We start from the raw sequence: 17,418 nt of genomic DNA on the forward strand, positions 1-17,418 counted from the left end.
CCGTGCACTGCCTTCAGGCACGGCGGGTGCCCGCCTCCTTTCCGGTCGTGGTCAGCCAGTGGGATTTCGCCGCCAGACTCGCGGCGAGTCCTTCTCGTGTCCGTACGATGTGGCCCTCTCCCGGAAGCACGGCCAGCCGGGCGCGGGTCCCGTTGGCGGTGAGCGCCTGGAAGAGGAGAAGTGCCTGGGTGAGCGGAGTGGCCGGGTTGCGGTCGTCCTCGCCGTGGATGATGAGGACGGGCATCCGGATGTCCGGGGCCCGGACGACGGCATCGACATCCCGGTAGAGACCCGGGGCCTCCCACAGGCTGCGGGTCTCGTCCTGGAAGCCGAGGGCGGTGAGATGACGGGAGTAGGCGCCGCTCTGCGCGATGCCTGCACCGAACAAGTCGCAGTCGGCCAGCGCGATGAGAGCGAGCGTGGCACCGAAACTGGTGCCGCCCACGGCCAGCGGGACAGGGCCGGTGTACCGGTCGAGCCCGCTGCGCAGGACGCCCTCGCGGATCTGCCGGACGATCCGGGGCCGGATCCGCTCGTCCGGCGTGCGCCGCCACCAGCCGAGGTCCAGGCGCAGGTCGAGCACCGCGTGCCCGTCCAGGGCCAGCCACGCGGGGTCGGGCCCGAGCGGGACGTACCGGCCGACCGCCTGGGACAGCCAGACCAGTACGCCCGCCGCCGGGCCGCGCGGGAGGTGCAGGTACGCCTCGGTGCCGGAGCGTCCCGTGCGCAGCCGGACGGGCGCAGGGGCGGCCGCGGACGGGGGTTCCGGGACCGTGACACCGCCGAACGCGACGTCCTGCCAGCGGCGTACGGTGACCGGCCGCCTGCAGCCGGGCAGGGCGTGGCGGGACAGCGGGACGGCCGCCGTCGCGCCGGGGGCCATGCTCCACATCACGGCCTCGTTGCCGGCGTGCAGGGTGGCGAAGCGCATTCTGTCGGCGGTGCGCGGGCCGACGGCCAGGATCTGCAGGGGAGTTACCGGGTGGCCGTCGAGTCCGGCCACGTGCACGGCTCCGTCGTCCACCACCACGACGGCGTGCCCGCCGTCCCGGTGCTGCGCCAGAACCGTCAGCAGCCCCGCGCGGTCGCTGTGCAGGAACCGTCCGTGGTGCCGGTGGAGGACGCGCCGCACGGCACCGTTCCAGGAAACGATGTCGAAGCCGTCCGCATGCCCGGTGACCAGGACGAGGCCGCCGAGCCACTGGAAGTCCAGCAGCGGGGCACCGCCCAGCTCGATCACCTGCTCCCCGGCGCCGTCCGGCCGGACGGCCGCGACCAGGCCGGGTGCGTGGGCGGCGACGGCTCCCCGGGCGGTGGCGCGGACGTCGCGGTAGCCGCGGGGCGCCAGGCCGGCGTGCCGGAGCGTTCCGGAGGCGGGGTCGGCGAACCGGTAGTGCAGCCGCAGGTGTTCGGCGGTGGCCTCGGGCAGGGCCATCCGGATGCGCTGCCCCGGTACGGCCTCGAAGAGGTACTGGGGATCGCGCAGCCGCGCGGGTGCGGCGGCGGGCAGGACGAGCGCGCCGCCGCTCCAGGCGACGGGCGTCCCGTCGCCCACGGTCAGCGCCGCCGGGGTGTCCAGCAGCCGCACCCGCCGCGCGCGGACGTCGGCGACCCAGCAGCGGGGCTCGCCGCCGACAAGCGCCGTGCCCGCGAACCGTCCTGCGCTGTGCGCCGGTTGCCCGAGCACGTCGTGGAGCTCGGGCGGCGCCCAGTGCCGCCCGTCCGGCGAGACGGTCTCCAACTGCCCGGTGCGCAGCCCGGCGGGAGCGCTGTCGTCGCCGGGTACGGCAGGCGGGTAGCGGTGCCGGTGCACCGCCCAGCCGTACCCTTCGCCGGCCGAGCCGGTGACCGTCCCGGCCGGGTCGTTCAGCAGGGCGTGGACCGTCCGCGCGAAGCCGGTCATGGCCGTTCGGGGAACCTGGCGAGTTCGATCAGATAGGTGTCGGGCGGCCGGTCGGTGTCGACGGGCACTCCGTCCACCGCGACCCAGGTGAAGACCGGGTACTCGCCGTCGTTCGCCGGAAGGGGCTCGGCCCCCAGGACCAGTTGTGCCGGGTATCCGCAGTGCCGCAGGGCGGCGACGACGGCGGCGGTCTCGTCCATGGACGTGCCGAAGCCGGACAGCAGCCGCCGCATGATCAGCACCGCGGTCACCGGCGGGCGCGCCGTGGCCGTGCACTCCACGGACCGTTCCGCCTCCTCGATGAGCTCGGGCAGCGTGTGCCGGCGCAGCCGCAGCGAGGTCCGCAGTTCGGCGATCATCGTGTGCTCCCCGTCAGCGCGCGGTCGGCCGCGGAGCGCCGCAGTACGTCGCGGATCAGCGACAGTCCGTGGACGGGCCCGGTCACCGGGACGCCGTCCCTGTCGTAGCCGACCACCGCCGGGAACGCCCGGCCGGCCTGTTCGGCGTCCTCGTCGGTGACCGCCTGCCGGAACTCCAGCGGCTTGTCCGTCAGCGCCGCGTACCTGCTGCGCTGGGCCTCCAGCGCAGCGCAGTACGGGCACGACTCCGCGGTGAAGACCACGAAGTGGTCGACGTCGCACACCGGTTGGCGCGCGCGGGCCGCGGCGCGCCACCACAGCCCCGCGGCGACGGCGCTCGCCGCCGCCACGGACGAGGCGGCCACGACCGTGGCCGCGCGGACGGACAGGCCGCCGGGCACTCCCGTGAACGCGAGGGCGGCGACGCATGCGCAGCCCACCGCGTGCAGCGCGGAGAAGCGGGTGGGCAGCCAGCCGCCGAAGCAGGCGCAGCGGCGCCCGTGCAGCACCGTCGCGGCTGCCGCGTACGCGCTGAAGCACGCCGCGAGCGGCAGCAGCCGCACGGCCACCGGGAGCGGGGCCAGCAGCACGGCCACGACCAGGGCCTCGGCGGCCGACACCGCACCGGGCCCGAGGACTTTGCCGAGGCGGCCGGTCACCGGCCACACGACGCGCGCCGACTCGCGGTCGGCGAGCTTGGCCACCAGGCTGAGCCACAGCAGACCGCATCCCGCCGCGATCGCGGCCCCACCGGACAGAACGTTCATGCCCCCTCCTCACCCCTCCTCGAACGACATCCAGCCGTCCGCCAGGCCGCGGCGGATCTCCTCGGTGAGCGCGGGCGGCAGCAACAGGTCCACTGCGGCGCGCTGTTGGATCAGGACCGCGAGACGGGTGCTGATCTGCTGGACGCCGAGCCGTGCGCGGTCGACGACGACGGCGTCGCCGAACGGCATCACGACCAGGCGCACTCCTTCGTTCAGGACCAGGATCATTGCGGCACCGCCGTGTGCATGGCCTCGCCGTACCGCTCCGCCGTGACGTACAGGCGGTGCAGGGCGGGCGCGTCGAAGAGGACCTTGCGGCTGTCGGCCAGCACGGCCTTGAGACGGTCGGCGTCGATCCACGGGCTCGACTCGACCCGGGCCAGCAGCCGGGCGCGCTGCTCGGCCGTCGCCAGGCAGCGCGTCACGAAGGCCGCCGCGAAGAGCTTTTCGCGCTCGGCCGGCGTGGTGTCGGCGGGCCGCCATCCCGCGGGCACCAACTCGCGCAGCAGCGGCACCGGATCGACGTAGCCGCCGCGCAGGCGCCGGCGCAGCCGGCCGTCGAGGGCGAGGTGCGCGAGAGCCCCCATCACCACCGGATGCGCGCTCAGCAGCACCGGCTCGGGCCCGTCCGGCCGCCGGGAGGGCAACGGCCTGGACTCCAGCGCGTCGATGACGGCGGCGAGTGCGGCGCCCGCACCCTCGGCGGGCACCAGGTGGCTGCCGGCGTCGGCGGAGCCGACCGGTGCCCGCGTCGCCCGCGCGGCCTGCGACATCCAGCGCGCGGGCTCCAGGCGGTCACGCTCGACGTCCGCAGAAGGAGACGGCTCCGCGGGCGGGGGTGCCGCGGGCTCCGGAGGCAGCCAGGCACGCCAGCCCCGGTGCCCGCGCAGAGCGGGCACCGGAGGGGCGCCGGCCAGCCGCACCCAGCCGGTCCGCAGCCGTCCCGCGCCGGCGGGCGGCCCGATCAGCGCCCGGACCAGCGCCCGGCCGCTCAACAGCCGGACCGCGCCCGGCCCCAGCAACTCCGGACCGGGCGGCCAGGGATCGGCCTCGTGGGCGTAGCAGACCCCGAAGCGGACGCAGGCCTGCAGCCAGGCCCGCGTCCCGTCGATCACGGTCGCGCCCGGGACGAGCCGCGCCCGCCTGCGCTCCAGCACCGGCACGTCCACGTGGAGGTGCACCCTGCCCACCAGGTCGCCGCAGGACGCAGCGATCGCCGCCGCCCCCAGGCCGCCTCCGTCCCCGAGCAGCCCGCCGGCCGCGCCGGCCGGCGTGTCGGCGGCGGCGTGGGCGAGCGCGCAGCGCAGTGTCGCGACCGGGCCGCACCGCCCGGCCAGCCGCCGGGCACGGTCGGCGAGTTCGGCGAGATCGAGTTCCGCGAGATCCAGCCGTTCGCGCCCGCCGCCGACCGAGAGGGCCGTGCCGCAGGCCAGTTGGAAGACATTCTCGTAAGGAGTGAGCGGCGCGGGCAGCACCGCACCGTCCAGCGCCGCCGCGACCGCCGCCGGCCAGGGCTCCGCCGTTTCGCCCGCCAATTCCCCGAGATCGGTCGAGAAGCGGACTGAATTGTTGAACACGGAATAGAAGAGCGGGACCTGGGACAGTGCGCCGCGCCCCAGTTCCCCGGTGCGCGGGCACACCCACGTCTCGGCGATGCGGCCCGCGGTGGCGAAGACCCCGGCCGTGACCGGCTGTTCGCCGCGCCCTCCTCCGATCGCAGCCCGGTGGCGGTTCCCGCAGGAGCACAGGGAGTCCACGGCCACCCGCCCGTCCTCCACGACCCCCGCGAATCCGGTGCGCACACCTCCCGCTGCGCATGCGGCCAGAAATGCCATCGGGAACCCCCATCCGAATGGCCGACGAAATTACGTCCCTTTTCGTGATGGTGGTCCTGGCGGGTTGACGCGTCAAGGTGTTGGAATGCCAAAAAAGACTTCCGATAATTGAATCGTCCTATTGGCCGCCCGGTTGCGTTGCCGGCCTGCATTGCCGCCGAATTCCCGGGGCTTTCGTGCCGCGTCACTTCTCCCGGGCGACGGCCTGTTCGTAGAGCTTCCGGACCGCGGCGTCGAAGTAGGGGCTGTAGGAGACGTCGTCGGTGCTGCCGCCGTGCTGGTAGCCGCCGATCACGCCGATGACGGAGCCGCTCTGGGTGACCGGGTCGAAACCGACGAGCCACGGGCTGCCGCTCGTCCCGCCGCTGTAGCCCGTGCAGACGATGCGCATCTGGCGCGCGCTCTGCTGCGTGGTGCGGTTGCCGCAGGTGATGGGCTCGTCGCCGCCCTCCGGATAGCCCGTGACCCGCACCCTGTTGGTGAAACCCTTGTCGGTGCCCAGCCTGTTGGCGCCCAGCACCTCGGCGATGTGCTTGCCCTTCAACGGCTTGAGCACGATGAACGCGACGTCGAAGTCGGGGTCCCCGGCATCGGCCCAGCGCGGGTCGACGACGATGGACGACGGCTGCCAGATCCCGTCGGGCGTACGGCCGTTGCGGTAGGCCGGGGTGAAGACGATGTCGCTGTTGTAGCCGCCGCGGCCCCCGCCGTGCACACAGTGCGCCGCAGTGATCAGAAGGGACCTGCCGGGGCTGGCCACGACGCTGGCCGTGCAGAAGTGGTCCCCCGAGGTGTCGTGGGCGAACAGCGCACCGACCCGCGCGTTGGACAGCGTGGGCCGCGCCGTGCGAGACGTGCCCGGATGGTGGACGATCGCCCTCGCATGCACCAGCCGGGAACTCGACCAGAGACTCGGCGCGGACGAGCCGTCCAGCCCCCCTTCCTGTTCGCCGGGCCCCTGGGCGCAGCCGGCGAGGGGGAGCAGGGCGAGGAACAAGGCGGCGGCGAGCGGCCACGGGGGCCGCTGCCGGAGCGGCCGGCGTCTTCGCCCGGGAGCCGCCGGGCCGGTCGTCGAAGGCTTCTGCATCCTTGCGTTCTCTCGGTCCGGGGTGCGGGTCTGCAGGGGGCAGCGCGGAATCAGGACGGTACACAGAATCGGCTGCGCCGTCCGGGATTTGGCCGCCTTCGGCGGTCCGGCGGGTCGCAGACCACCGACGGGCCCCGGTGCGGTGTGCTCAGGGAATTTTCCGTCCATCGGAGGAATTGGGGGGTGAACTGGCCTGCAGGCGTGGATGATTGAGCACGCTGGTCCGCGTGACGGGATGGCTGTGGCTGAGGACCGGATGTGCGGTGACGTTGACGGCGGTGGCCGTGCTGGCGCCTGCGGGTGCCGCTGCCGCGGATGACGCGGGTGCGAACGCCGCGGTCGCCGGGGTGCCGGTGCTCTCGGTGGTCGCCAAGAATCTGCTCACCAAGAATCTGCCGGTCCGGGTGCCGGACCACCCGCCGTCGCACGCCCATGTGAGGGCGCTGGGGGGCGGGGTGACCGTGGATGCGGTCGACACCGGCCGGGGGCAGATCTGCGTGGACGCGCGTGTGATCGCCGTCGATGTTCATGCGGAGTTGACGCATCCGGGGCTGACCTGCCCGAAGCCGGCCCCGCCGGGGGCCGCGCCGCCGCCTGCGGCTCCCCCTGCGCCGCCCGCGCCTCCGGCCCCTCCTGTGCCTGCCCCTCCGGGCGGTGCACCTCCTGCGCCTGCGCCTCCCGGCGGTGCTCCTCCTGCGCCTGCCCCTCCCGGCGGTGCGCCTCCGGCCCCTGCTCCTCCGGGTGGCGCGGCGCCCGCTCCCGTGCCGCCTCCTGCCGCCCCGCCCGGAGGAGCGGCGCCTGCTCCCGTGCCTCCGCCGGGCGGGGCCGTGCCACCGGGAGGCGCGGCGCCTCCGGCTCCGGCGCCCCCGGCTCCCGTACCTCCCGCCCCGGCGCCGCCGGTTGGCGCGCCGCCGCCCGCCCCGGCGCCCCCTGCTCCGGCGCCTCCGGTCGTGGTGCCGCCTCCTGCTCCCGCCCCGCCGGCCCCGGTGCCGCCACCCGCCGCCCCGGCCCCGCCCGCCCCTCCGGCTCCGGCGCCCCCGGCACCCGGGCCCGTACCGCCTGCCCCCGGTGTGCCCGGTCCGGCGGCGCCCGGTCCCGCCGGGCCGCCACCCGGCGCCGTCCCCGTCGTCAACCCGCCGGCGCCGGCCCCCAACCCGCCGGCCGGCCCGTCTCCCGCCCCCTCCCCGTCGCCCTCCTCACCGGTTCCGCGGCCGCCTGCGCACCCGCCCGTGCCCCTGCACCCCGGCTACCACCACGCCTCCGGATCCGTGAACAAGCCGCCCGCATCCGGGATTTCGATCGTCACGTTCGCCCTGCTCATCACCGCACCGGCCATCCTGGCCGCCGTGCTGCTGCGCCCCCGCTCCGGCTCGGGGCGGCGCAACTGATGCAAACGGCCGCGCCGTCGTCGGACGGCGCGGCCGGGATGATGGGCGGCCCGCAGGCCGCCGGCTGACCCTTGAGACGGTCACCGGGGGGCGTGCGGCCCGGGGCGGAAACGGTCGACCAGGAAGACCACGAGGCCCAGCACGTAGAAGGCCAGGCCGAAGGTCACGGCGTTGCCGAGCACGCCGAGGTAGCCGTGGAGGTCGACGTCGAGGAAGGGATAGGGGTAGCGGCCGTCGGTGCCCGGGGAGAGGAGGGCGCCGCGGACGAGGGCGAAGGGGAAGTAGAGCAGCGGGTAGACCAGCCACTGTGCCGCGAAGACGAACCGGAAGCGGCCCGGTGCGGTCAGCAGCAGCCAGTCGAGCACGGCGGCGATGGGGGTGACCGTGTGGAGGAGCTGGTTGGCGATCGATTCCAGCTGCGTGCGGTTCGCGGTCATGGAGAAGCCGCTGGAGGCGTTGTCGAGCACGAAGTGGAAGACGATGCCCGTGATGCAGATGTAGAGGAGGGCCGCGCCGGTGATCCTGGGGGACACGGCGGGCCGGGCGGTCCAGGCGCGGTGGGCGGACCAGGCGAAGACGAGCGCGATCAGGAGGTTGGACTGGACCGTGAAGTAGCTGAAGAGCCGCCCGAGGTCGTGCGAGTCGGTCACGTCGAAGGCGACACCGGTCAGCGCGGCCAGGGAGACGAGGGCGCGGAAGACCGCCGCGACGGGACGGCGGTGCAGCGGGACGACGGCCGCCGCCGGGACGCCTGCGGTGCTCGTCGTGCCCGTGCGGCTACGAGAGGAGGACGGGTCGATCATCCGTCCACGGTACGGGTGGGCCGACGAGGGTGATCCTCTCGCCGGCGGGGGTGGGAGACGGCGGGCCGTCGCACCAGACCGGGACGACCCGACGGATTTCACCGCTCCTGAAAGGGTGTTCGGGAGAAAAGGGTGCAGAACGCCTGCTGCCTGCATGCTCGGACGATGCTCGGCACTGTTATCCGTCCGTAACCGTCCGGGCTGTGACCTGGGCCGCTTTCTCGCGGCGAGGGAGCAGCAGCGGGGTGGCCAGGAGGACGACTCCGGCGGAGGCTATCGCGGTGCGGGGGCCGGTGAGGGCGGCGAGCAGACCCCACAAGGCGGTCAGGGCGGCGATGGATGCGCTGTTGCTGACCGACCACGCGGTCAGGGTGCGGGCGACCCGGTCGGGGGCGGTGTGGTCGAGGCGGCAGGTGGCCAGGACGGGGTTGAAGACGGCGCAGCAGGTCACCAGGCCGAGCTGGACGGTGATGATGAGGACGATGCCGGGGATGCCGGGCCGGACGAAGGCCAGTCCGAGGGGCCAGCAGGCGCGCAGTGCCCCGGAGGTGAGGAGCACCTTGTGCTGCCCGAACCGTGCGACGAGCCGGGGTGCGAGGCGTGAGCCGGCGAGGCCGCCGACGCACGGGGCCGCGAAGACGAGACCGTACTGCCAGGGCGCGAACCCGAGACGGCCCAGCAGGAGGACGGCGAGCAGCGGTTGGGAGACCATGATCAGACCGTTGACCACGATGGCGTTGAAGAACAGCGGGCGCAGCGCGGAGTGGCCGAGAATGTGGCGCCATCCTGCGAGCAGGTCGCCTGCTCGCAGGCGCGGCGTGCCGGCACGCTCGGGGCGGGGTTCCGTCCCGCCGATGGCGCGGATGCCCAGCGCCGAGAGCAGGTAGCTGACCGCGTCGGCCGCCACAGTCGTCACAGGGCCGAACATCCCGACCGCGGCCCCGCCGAGCGGCGGTCCGACCACGATCGAGGTCCACGTCGTGGACTCGAACCGGCCGTTCGCGACGAGCAGGTCCTCCGGCGGCACGAGCGCCTTCAGGTACGCGCCGCTGGCCGCGTTGAAGGCGATGTTGGCCGTGGCGACGACGACCGAGACAACCAGGAGCTGTGCGAAGGTGAGCAAGCCGAGCGCGAAGGCGGCGGGGACGCTCGCCAATGCCGCGAACCGGGTCAGGTCCATCGCCATCATGACCGGCCGCTTGCGGCGGAACTCCACCCACGGCCCGAGCGGCACGGCGGCCACGGCCCCCACGGCCCGTCCCGCCGCGGCCAGCGCCGCCACCTGGGACGGCCCGGAGTGCAGCACGAGGATCGCGATCAGGGGAAACGCGCCGAACCCGAGCGCAGTGCCGTAGGAGCTGACGGCGAACGCCCCCCACAACCACCCGAACCGCCGCCCCAGTGCCCGCCTGCCCGCCATACCCCGCACACCCCTCGCCGCTCCGAACGATCACACGCTGATCACCGGCATCAAAGCGACTTGCAGCTGGCGGGATCAAACAACCGACGAGCCAGGAAAGCACAACTATGCGTTGTGCGCCTCCGCGCCTGCACTGTGGCCTTGGTGGCCCTGGTGGACCTGTGCGCGGGCACGGGCGTACGCGTCCCGGACCTTCCGCCCGGCCGCGCCGCCGTCGGCCGGGGCCGGAACACCGGTGCCGTCGGGGCGGGGCCACGCGGGCGGTTCGGGGGTGCGGGCGAGGGCCCAGGCCGCCTGGCGGGCGGCGCCCAGGGCCACGTACTCGTCGGGGCGCGGCACGGTCACCGGCATGCCGAAGATCTCCGCCGCGGCCGCGCCGACCACCGGCGCCTTGGCGGCGCCGCCGATCAGCAGCAGGCGGTCCACCGGCACACCCTGTCCGCGCAGTTCGTCCAGGGCGTCGGCCATGCCGCACAGCATGCCCTCGACGGCGGCGCGGGCCAGGTTGTGCGGGTGCATGTTGCTCACCTGCATGCCGAGGAGACTGCCTGTGGCGTCCGGCAGGTTGGGGGTGCGTTCGCCGCCGAGGTAGGGCAGCAGGACGAGTCCTCCGGCGCCGGGGGCGGCCCGGCGGGCGAGGGCGTCGAGCTCCTCGAGGCCGACGCCCAGCACGCGGGCCGTGGAACTGAGGACGCGGGCGGCGTTGAGCGTGCACACCAGCGGGAGGAACTGCCCGGCGGCGTCGGCGAATCCGGCCACCGCACCGCCGGGGTCCGCCGTCGGGTGCGGCGAGCGGGCGAAGACGGTGCCGCTGGTGCCGAGCGAGACCACCGCCTCGCCGGGCGCGAGGCCGAGCCCCAGGGCGGCGCCCATGTTGTCGCCGGTTCCCGCCGCCACCAGGGTGCCGCCGGGGGTGTGCCCGGCGGCCTCGTCCGGGGCCAGGACGCGCGGCAGTTGCGGGGTGCGGCCGCGGAAGGCGAGCCGCAACAGGTCCGTGCGGTAACGGCCTTCGGCCGGCGACCAGTAGCCCGTGCCGGAGGCGTCGCCGCGGTCGGTGGCGGGCTCGGCTGCGTCACAGAGCCGCCAGGTCAGCCAGTCGTGCGGCAGCATCACCGTCGCCGTACGGTCCGCGGCCTCGGGCTCGTGGTCGGCGAGCCAGCGCAGCTTGGCGGCCGTGAGGGCGGCGACGGGGACGGTGCCGACGGCGTCCGCCCAGGCTTGGGCACCGCCCAACTCGCTGATGAGATCGGCTGCTTGAGGCGCCGAGCGGGTGTCGTTCCAGAGCGGGGCCCGGCGTACGGGCCTGCCGTCGGCGTCGAGGGCGACGAGCCCGTGCTGTTGTCCCGCGACGGCGATGGCGTCGACGCCCTCCAGCCCCTCCGCCCCGGCGTCCCGCAGGGCCTGCCGGAGCGCCTGCCACCAGGCCTCGGGGTCGGCCTCGGTGCCCTCGGGGTGCGGGGCGCGGCCCTGCCGCAGTACGTCCCCGGTTTCCGCGTCGCAGACGACGACCTTGCAGGACTGGGTGGAGGAATCGACTCCGACGACGGTCGCCATGTCAGGCCGCCGGACAGATCTGGATCTTGCGGCCGGTTCCCTCACGGAACGTCCGCAGCGCTTCGGGGAATTCCTCCAGGCCGAAGCTGTGCGTGATCATGGTGTCGGCGTCGACGACGCCCTTGCCCATGAGCTCCACGGCGCGGCCGAAGCTGTGCACCACGGCCATGGACCCCACGATGGTGATCTCGTCGTTGTAGACGCGGAACGGGGAGATGCGCGCGGTCGCCTCGGACGGTGCGACGCCGAACTGCTGGAACGTACCGCCGCGCCGCACCCGGGTCAGTGCGTCCTCGATGGCCGGGACGGCGCCCGTGCAGTCGATGACGACCTCCCAGCCCTGCGGGCGTCCCAGGTCACCGGAGCGTACCGCGACCGCGTCGGCCCCCAACTGCCGTGCGATCTCCAGCCGTCCGGGGTTGAAGTCGACGACGGAGACGGAGGCCGCGCCCGCGTGGGCGGCGAGCTGAAGCATCATCAGGCCCATGGTGCCCGCACCGTAGATCAGGTAGTGGGCGCCGAGGTCGCGGGGGAGCTTGTCGAAGCCGTGCACGGCGCAGGACAGCGGTTCCACCAGCGTCCCCTGGACGAGGGAGACGTTCCCGGGCAGCCGGTGGCAGTTGGCGGCGGGCACCTTCACATACTGGGCCATCGCGCCGTCGACCGTGTCCCCGATCGCGCCCCAGTTCTCGCACAGGTTGCCCCGGCCGATGGCGCAGTAGTGGCAGGCGCCGCAGAACAGCGAGGGGTCGACGGCGACCTTGTCGCCCTCGCGCACCCCGTTCACGCCCGCGCCGAGCGCCACGACCTCGCCCGTGAACTCGTGTCCGGGGACGATCGGGTACGGGGTGGGGGCGAACTCGCCGTCGACGATGTGGATGTCGGTGCCGCAGATGCCGACCGCGGCGACGGCGACCACCACCTCGCCCGGGCCGGGGGTGGGGTCGGGCACCGTCTGGACGGAGAACTTCCCCGGGGTCTCGATGACGAGAGCGCGCATGGGCCGGCTTCCTTTCGGGGGGTGACTCGGGGTGGGGTGAGTGGAGTTCAGCCGCGGGGGAGCGCCACACGCTCGACGGGCACGCCGAGCTGCTCGATCGCCCGGACCTCCTCCGCCGGGGCGGCCTCGTCGGTCACCACCAGGTCGTAGCCGGTGGCGTCGCCGTAGCCGTGGGTGGCCGTGCGCCCGAACTTGCTGTGGTCGACGGGCAGGATGCGCCGTCCGGCCGCGTCCTGCATGGCCTCCTTGAGGTCGGCCCACTCCCGGACCGGGTGGTACAGCCGCCCCCGGTGCACCGAGGTGACCGAGGAGAACATCACGTCCGCCCGGATGCGGGCGAGCTGGCGCAGGGTCTCGGTGCCGGCGCAGGACTCGAAGTCGGCGTGGAACCGGCCGCCGAGCAGGATCACCCCGGTGCCGTCGGCCGCGTCCTTGCCGACGATCCCCGCGACGCGCAGCGAGTTGGTGACGACGGTCAGGCGCTCGATGCGGGCGAGGCGGCGCGCGAGCGGGAAGAGCGTGCTCCCGCAGTCCATCAGCACGGTCTGGCCGGGGCGCACCTGCTCCGCCAGCGCCTCGGCGAGGGCTTCCTTGATCTGCAGTTGCCGGTCCTCGCGGAAGCGGGTGGCGGTCTCCATCGTGAGACCGGCCAGTGCGACCGCGGTGCCGCGACGCTTGTGCAGCAGCTGCCGGGACTGGAGGTTGGCCAGGTCCCGGTGGACGGTCATCGCGCTGACGCCGAGCTCGTCGGCCAGCGCGTCGATCCGGGCCTCGCCCTGCTCGATGACGCGCCGCAGCAGCTGTTGCCTGCGCTGCTCGACATCGGCTTCGGTGCCCCGGCCGGCGGCCATGGTTCCTCCTCGCTCCGGGGCGCCCGCCACGGTGCGGACGCTGGCCAGATCACACACTTTCTGAGAAGTTATGTCAACTCCATTGACATAATGCGTTGGCCGAGGCTTGTATCGGGAGCCGCTGCGCCGGACGGATCCATTCCGCTCTTCCGTGCCGTCCGTGCCGTCCGTACATTCCGCACATTCCGCGCACCTCCCGATCGTCTCCGGACGGAGGCCCCGTGCCCCAGGCCCCTGCCACCCCCCGACCCCCCTCGGCCGGCCCGCTCCCGCCGCGCTCCGCCCTCGACCGGGCCGGCCTGCCCCGGCCCCTGCTCTGGGGCTACGCCGGACTGGTCCTGTTCATGACCGGCGACGGCATCGAGACCGGATACCTCTCGCCCTACCTCGCAGGCCTCGGCTTCTCCGAGGGCGGCGTCGGCGCGATCTTCACGGTGTACGGAGCCGCCGCCGCACTGGGCGCCTTCCTCGCCGGAGCCCTGGCCGACGCCTGGGGGCCCCGGCGCGTGATGGCCGTCGGCGCGGGATTCTGGGCCGGCTGCCACGTCCTGCTGCTCACCGCCGCGATCCCGCTCGGCAGCTATCCGTTGATCATGGCCGTCTACGGGCTCCGCGGGCTCGGCTACCCGCTCTTCGCCTACGGCTTCCTGGTGTGGATCATGACGGCGGCGCCGCAGCGGGGGATCGGCAGGGCGCTGGGCTGGTTCTGGTTCTCCTTCACCCTCGGACTGCCGACCCTCGGCTCGCTGCTCGCCTCCGCGCTCGTGCCCGCCGTCGGTGCGTACGAGACGTTGTGGATCTCTCTTGTCCTCGTCCTCACCGGAAGCGCCCTCGCCCTCGTGCTGTTGCGGGAGCCGACCGGCCGGCGGCCGCTGCTGCCCGCCGGCCGGCGTGACGTGCGGGCGACGCTGCGGGGAAGTGTGACGATCCTCTTCAGCCGCCCGAGGATCGGCGCCGGCGCCGTGGTCCGGCTCGTCAACACCACATCACAGTTCGGCATTTGGGTCTTCGTGCCGTTCTACTTCACCGGCACGCTCGGCTTCGCGCTCTCCCAATGGCTGCGCCTGCTGACCGTGATGATGGGCGCCAACCTCGTCTTCGTCCTCCTCTTCGGCGCCCTCGGCGACCGCTGGAGCAAGCGCAGGACCGTCATGTGGTGCGGCGGAGTGCTCAGCGCGGCCGGGTGCCTCGCGCTCTACTACCTTCCCGCCGCCGCGGACCGGAACTTCCTGGTGGCCTCGGCGGCCGCCGCCGTCTTCGGCGCCGGACTCGCCGGATACGTACCGCTGCCGCCGCTCATGACGGCCCAGGCTCCTGACCGCAAGGGCCAGGTGATGTCGGCCTACAGCCTCGGAGCCGGCGCCAGCGTGGCCCTCGGCCCGCTCCTCGGCACCCTGTTCATCGGCCCGCTCGGGGTCGAGGGCGTGATGTGGATCTACGCCGGCCTGCATCTGCTCAGCAGCCTGCTGGTCCGCCTCCTGCCGGAGTCGGTGCCGGGCTCAGGGCACCAGGACGACCTTCCCGAACTTGCCCGGACCGGCCAGGCGGTCGTAGGCGTCGGTGAACCGGTCGAGGGAGAAGGCCGCATCGACGGGTACGCGCAGCCTGCCTTGGGCCAGCAGCGGTGTCACGGACGTCCGCACGGTGGCGGCGAGGACCGCCTTCTCGGCGGGTGAGCGCCCGCGGATGGTCGTGCCGATCAGCTGGGCCCGCGCGAGCATGAGGTCGAACATCCGCAGCGGCGCCGTGGTGCCGGCCTGGACTCCGACGACGAGGACCTTGCCCCGGCCGCGGAGCAGCGCGACTCGCTGCAGGCAGTCCTCACCGCCGACCAGTTCCACGATCACGTCGTACGGCGCGTGCACGGCTTCCTCGTCGGGCGTGACGACGTCCAAGACGTCCAACTGGCCCTCGGGCGCCAGTGACTTCACCCGGCTGTGGAGTTCGGCTCGTCGCACACTGGCCACGGTGTGCGCCCCGGAGACCGCGGCGACCTGCACCATGGCCGTGCCCACCCCGCCCGCCGCGCCGGTGACCAGTACCCGGTCACCGGCGCGGATCCCGGCCTGGGTGACCAGGGCGTCCCAGGCAGTGCTGAACGCCTCCGGGAAGCCGGCGGCCTCCTCCCACGACAGGCCTTCCGGTACCGGCAGGAGGAGATCGGCGGGGATCGCGATCCGCTCGGCGTGGCCGCCACCGCCGACCAGTGCCATCACCCGATCCCCCGGCGTGCCCCCCACGACACCGGGTCCGGCCTGCTCGACCTCGCCGGCGACCTCCAGGCCGGGCACGTCGGCCGGCCAGCCCGGTGGCGCCGGGTAGTCCCCGCGTGCCTGCTGCAGGTCAGCGGCGTTGAGCCCGGCAGCCCGTACCCGCACCACCACCGTCCCCGGTCCTGCGACCGGCTCCGGACGCTGCTCCAGCTCGAACGTCCCTTGCGAATTGATCACTACGGTTCGCATGAGCGCAATCTATGCCAGCGTCCTTGTCGACGCGGACGAGGGGTCGGGAGGCTACTGGTTGATGCGGATCAGCGGACGACCTTGTAACTGAGGGCGGCGGTGAAGTCGACCGCGGACAGTGCGGGCTCCGCAAGGTTCTGGCAAGCGGTGTTGATTATGTCGACCGGCGTCTGTCTGCCCGTCAAGTCCTGACCTGCGGAGAAATAGGCCACGGGGGCGTGGGGTAAGTCGGTCGCCGCGGCAGGCTGGGCGAGGCCCAAGCCCATCAACAGCGCGGCCCCGGAGGCGGCAACGGTGCCAACGGTCAGATGCTTCTTCCTGAGTGCAGCCGTGAGCGTGCTTCCTTTCAACGGAACAAAAGCCATTGCATCTTCAAACAAGAACATGGCAACGTCAACTCCTTTCCGATTAGGAGAAGTTCGGCGGGAAACGTGCTACACGGATCTCCCGGGCGACGCCGATCAGTGGGTCGTCAAGCCCCGGTGTCCGGGAGCGCGTAGGCCACCTCGTGACGGGGTTCGTACAGCCGGAGTTCACCACCGCCCGGCAGGCGCAGAGTGGTCAGCAGCCCCCAGCCCTCCTCACTGACCGGCCGGGTGAACTCCACTCCCTTTGCCGTGAGTTCGGCCACGGTGGCTTGCACGTCGTCGCACATCAGGAACAGTTCATGGCCGTTCGGCTCGCCCGAGGGATGGACGGCGACCTCCGACGGCGGGAGCTTGAAGATCAGCCATCCGCCGCCCGCATCGACATGCGGATACCCCAGCACGTCCCGGAAGAACGCACGATCCGCCTCGGCGTCCCGGCTGAAGACGACGACGTGAGCACCGTTGATCATGCCTGGCCCTCCAGGTCTCCAGGTCGAGGAGCTCCCGGGCTGCCTGCCCGCGGGCCTGCCCTGCGTGCATCATCACACGGCCCGTGATCCGGCGCCCGATGGCGGAATCCCTCGTCACCCGCCGACGGGACCGCTATACAGGCGGAATGATCTCCTCGCACACCTCCCGCCGCCACTTCCTGCGCACGGCTGCCGCAACCGCACCACTCTCCGCGCTCGGCGCGTTCGCCCCTCCCGCGAGCGCCCGGCCGCAGTACCGCAGCGGGAACTGGCCCGCGGACCTCATGGACGCGGTGGAGCGTGCCATGCCCGTCGCCGTGGACTGGGCCCGCCAGGCCCGCTGGCCCTACGGGGCCGTCCTCGTCGATGCGGACAGCGGGGCCGTCGTGGCCGGGGCCCGCAACACCACGGACGTCTCCGGCGACCCCACGGAACACGCCGAGGTCAACCTGCTGCGCAAGGCCGCCGAAAAGGGACTGGACCTCTCCTCGCACGTGGTGGTCACCACCGCCGAGCCGTGCGCGATGTGCGCGGGCGCGATCCTGTGGGGCGAGGTGTGGGGCGTGGCCTACGGCACCTCCGTCGACAGGCTCATCTCCTACGGGAACCCGCAGATCGACCTGTCCTTCACCGACATCGCCGGGCGCTCGCGACTACGGGGGCGGCCCGCGGTGGCCGGCGACGTACGGACGGACCTCACCGACCCCCTCTACCGCCGGTCCACGGCGTCGGCCGGTGGCGTCGGCGGCCGGGTGGCCGTGCCTTCCCGTGGTGGTGATACCGCTGGAATCCCGCCGAAACCACGGACAGTCGCCGATGCCCGCAGTCCTCGCGATTGACGATACGTCAAGGGCCTGTTGAGGCCCGGCGGAGGTGACGTACCGGTCGGAGCGGGGTGACGAGCCGCAAAAGGGGCGTCATTGACAGCGGGGATCCGGAAGTGGTTGCGCATGCGATCCGTGCAGTCGACGTCACCGCGAGCTGTCCGACAGGGGGAGCGCGGCTGTGCCTGTCATCGTTTGTTCATGGCTGTTTCACGGTTGTCGCCGTGCAGCGCTGTTCGGTCGGTTCTCGCAGATCGGCATGATGGGAAGTGCGGGCGGAATGCGGGAGTTCGCGGACCGTCGGCTCATTGTCCGAGCAATTGCCGG

16 protein-coding genes and 1 pseudogene are annotated in these 17,418 nt (G+C 73.2%); 3 read left to right on the forward strand and 14 right to left on the reverse strand.

Annotated features, from left to right (window positions below; genetic code table 11):
* Positions 1-13: 13 nt before the first annotated feature.
* From ACWD4B_RS15265 to ACWD4B_RS15290, 6 genes are all read right to left on the reverse strand, one after another.
* Positions 14-1,903, reverse strand: coding sequence for an alpha/beta hydrolase family protein (locus tag ACWD4B_RS15265; protein ID WP_451421167.1), 1,890 nt, complete (start codon positions 1,901-1,903; stop codon positions 14-16).
* Complete coding sequence (locus ACWD4B_RS15270; RefSeq protein ID WP_451421168.1) at positions 1,900-2,262, reverse strand: hypothetical protein; 363 nt, start codon at positions 2,260-2,262, stop codon at positions 1,900-1,902. The genes ACWD4B_RS15265 and ACWD4B_RS15270 overlap by 4 nt, the downstream gene beginning before the upstream one ends.
* A complete protein-coding gene (locus ACWD4B_RS15275; RefSeq protein WP_451421169.1) occupies positions 2,259-3,029 on the reverse strand; it encodes a hypothetical protein in 771 nt (256 codons plus the stop codon). The genes ACWD4B_RS15270 and ACWD4B_RS15275 overlap by 4 nt, the downstream gene beginning before the upstream one ends.
* A gap of 9 nt (positions 3,030-3,038) precedes the next feature.
* Positions 3,039-3,257 carry a hypothetical protein gene (locus ACWD4B_RS15280; protein ID WP_451421170.1) on the reverse strand — a complete coding sequence of 73 codons (219 nt, stop codon included), beginning with the start codon at positions 3,255-3,257 and terminating at the stop codon, positions 3,039-3,041.
* Entirely contained in the window at positions 3,254-4,831 is a 1,578-nt protein-coding gene (locus tag ACWD4B_RS15285) for a hypothetical protein (protein ID WP_451421171.1), read from the reverse strand. The genes ACWD4B_RS15280 and ACWD4B_RS15285 overlap by 4 nt, the downstream gene beginning before the upstream one ends.
* Before the next feature lie 217 nt (positions 4,832-5,048).
* Positions 5,049-5,951: a trypsin-like serine peptidase gene (locus ACWD4B_RS15290; protein ID WP_451421172.1), complete on the reverse strand. Its 903-nt coding sequence runs from the start codon at positions 5,949-5,951 to the stop codon at positions 5,049-5,051.
* A gap of 1,229 nt (positions 5,952-7,180) precedes the next feature.
* Here ACWD4B_RS15290 and ACWD4B_RS15295 point away from each other — a divergent pair.
* A complete protein-coding gene (locus tag ACWD4B_RS15295; protein WP_451421173.1) occupies positions 7,181-7,339 on the forward strand; it encodes a hypothetical protein in 159 nt (52 codons plus the stop codon).
* Positions 7,340-7,419: 80 nt separating this feature from the next.
* Here the strand turns inward: ACWD4B_RS15295 and ACWD4B_RS15300 are convergent, their stop codons facing one another.
* From ACWD4B_RS15300 to ACWD4B_RS15320, 5 genes are all read right to left on the reverse strand, one after another.
* A complete protein-coding gene (locus ACWD4B_RS15300) occupies positions 7,420-8,142 on the reverse strand; it encodes a Pr6Pr family membrane protein (RefSeq protein ID WP_451421174.1) in 723 nt (240 codons plus the stop codon).
* A gap of 178 nt (positions 8,143-8,320) precedes the next feature.
* The gene (locus tag ACWD4B_RS15305; RefSeq protein WP_451421175.1) at positions 8,321-9,562 is read right to left on the reverse strand and encodes an MFS transporter; all 1,242 of its coding nucleotides are present in this window, start codon (positions 9,560-9,562) and stop codon (positions 8,321-8,323) included.
* 105 nt (positions 9,563-9,667) lie between these two features.
* A complete protein-coding gene (xylB, locus tag ACWD4B_RS15310) occupies positions 9,668-11,116 on the reverse strand; it encodes a xylulokinase (RefSeq protein ID WP_451421176.1) in 1,449 nt (482 codons plus the stop codon).
* Position 11,117: 1 nt separating this feature from the next.
* The gene (locus ACWD4B_RS15315; RefSeq protein ID WP_451421177.1) at positions 11,118-12,116 is read right to left on the reverse strand and encodes a zinc-dependent alcohol dehydrogenase family protein; all 999 of its coding nucleotides are present in this window, start codon (positions 12,114-12,116) and stop codon (positions 11,118-11,120) included.
* 47 nt (positions 12,117-12,163) lie between these two features.
* Complete coding sequence (locus ACWD4B_RS15320; RefSeq protein ID WP_451421178.1) at positions 12,164-12,967, reverse strand: DeoR/GlpR family DNA-binding transcription regulator; 804 nt, start codon at positions 12,965-12,967, stop codon at positions 12,164-12,166.
* Positions 12,968-13,188: 221 nt separating this feature from the next.
* On the opposite strand from ACWD4B_RS15320, the gene ACWD4B_RS15325 reads away from it, so the two are divergent.
* Positions 13,189-14,643 (forward strand): MFS transporter, encoded by a 1,455-nt coding sequence (locus ACWD4B_RS15325; RefSeq protein WP_451421179.1) that lies wholly within the window; start codon positions 13,189-13,191, stop codon positions 14,641-14,643.
* Here ACWD4B_RS15325 and ACWD4B_RS15330 read toward each other — a convergent pair.
* From ACWD4B_RS15330 to ACWD4B_RS15340, 3 genes and pseudogenes are all read right to left on the reverse strand, one after another.
* Positions 14,536-15,429 (reverse strand): annotated as a pseudogene (locus tag ACWD4B_RS15330) (alcohol dehydrogenase catalytic domain-containing protein); the annotation flags it as partial. The gene ACWD4B_RS15325 and the pseudogene ACWD4B_RS15330 overlap by 108 nt on opposite strands.
* A gap of 68 nt (positions 15,430-15,497) precedes the next feature.
* Positions 15,498-15,815: a hypothetical protein gene (locus ACWD4B_RS15335; RefSeq protein WP_451421180.1), complete on the reverse strand. Its 318-nt coding sequence runs from the start codon at positions 15,813-15,815 to the stop codon at positions 15,498-15,500.
* An 86-nt stretch (positions 15,816-15,901) separates the two neighbouring features.
* On the reverse strand, positions 15,902-16,267 hold the full coding sequence (locus ACWD4B_RS15340; RefSeq protein WP_451421181.1) for a VOC family protein: 366 nt from the start codon (positions 16,265-16,267) through the stop codon (positions 15,902-15,904).
* A gap of 83 nt (positions 16,268-16,350) precedes the next feature.
* Between ACWD4B_RS15340 and ACWD4B_RS15345 the strand changes: the two genes are divergently transcribed.
* Positions 16,351-17,106, forward strand: a complete 756-nt coding sequence (locus tag ACWD4B_RS15345; RefSeq protein WP_451421182.1) for a nucleoside deaminase — start codon at positions 16,351-16,353, stop codon at positions 17,104-17,106.
* The last annotated feature ends 312 nt before the right edge of the window (positions 17,107-17,418 follow it).

It is taken from the genome of Streptomyces sp. NPDC002536, from assembly GCF_053594995.1.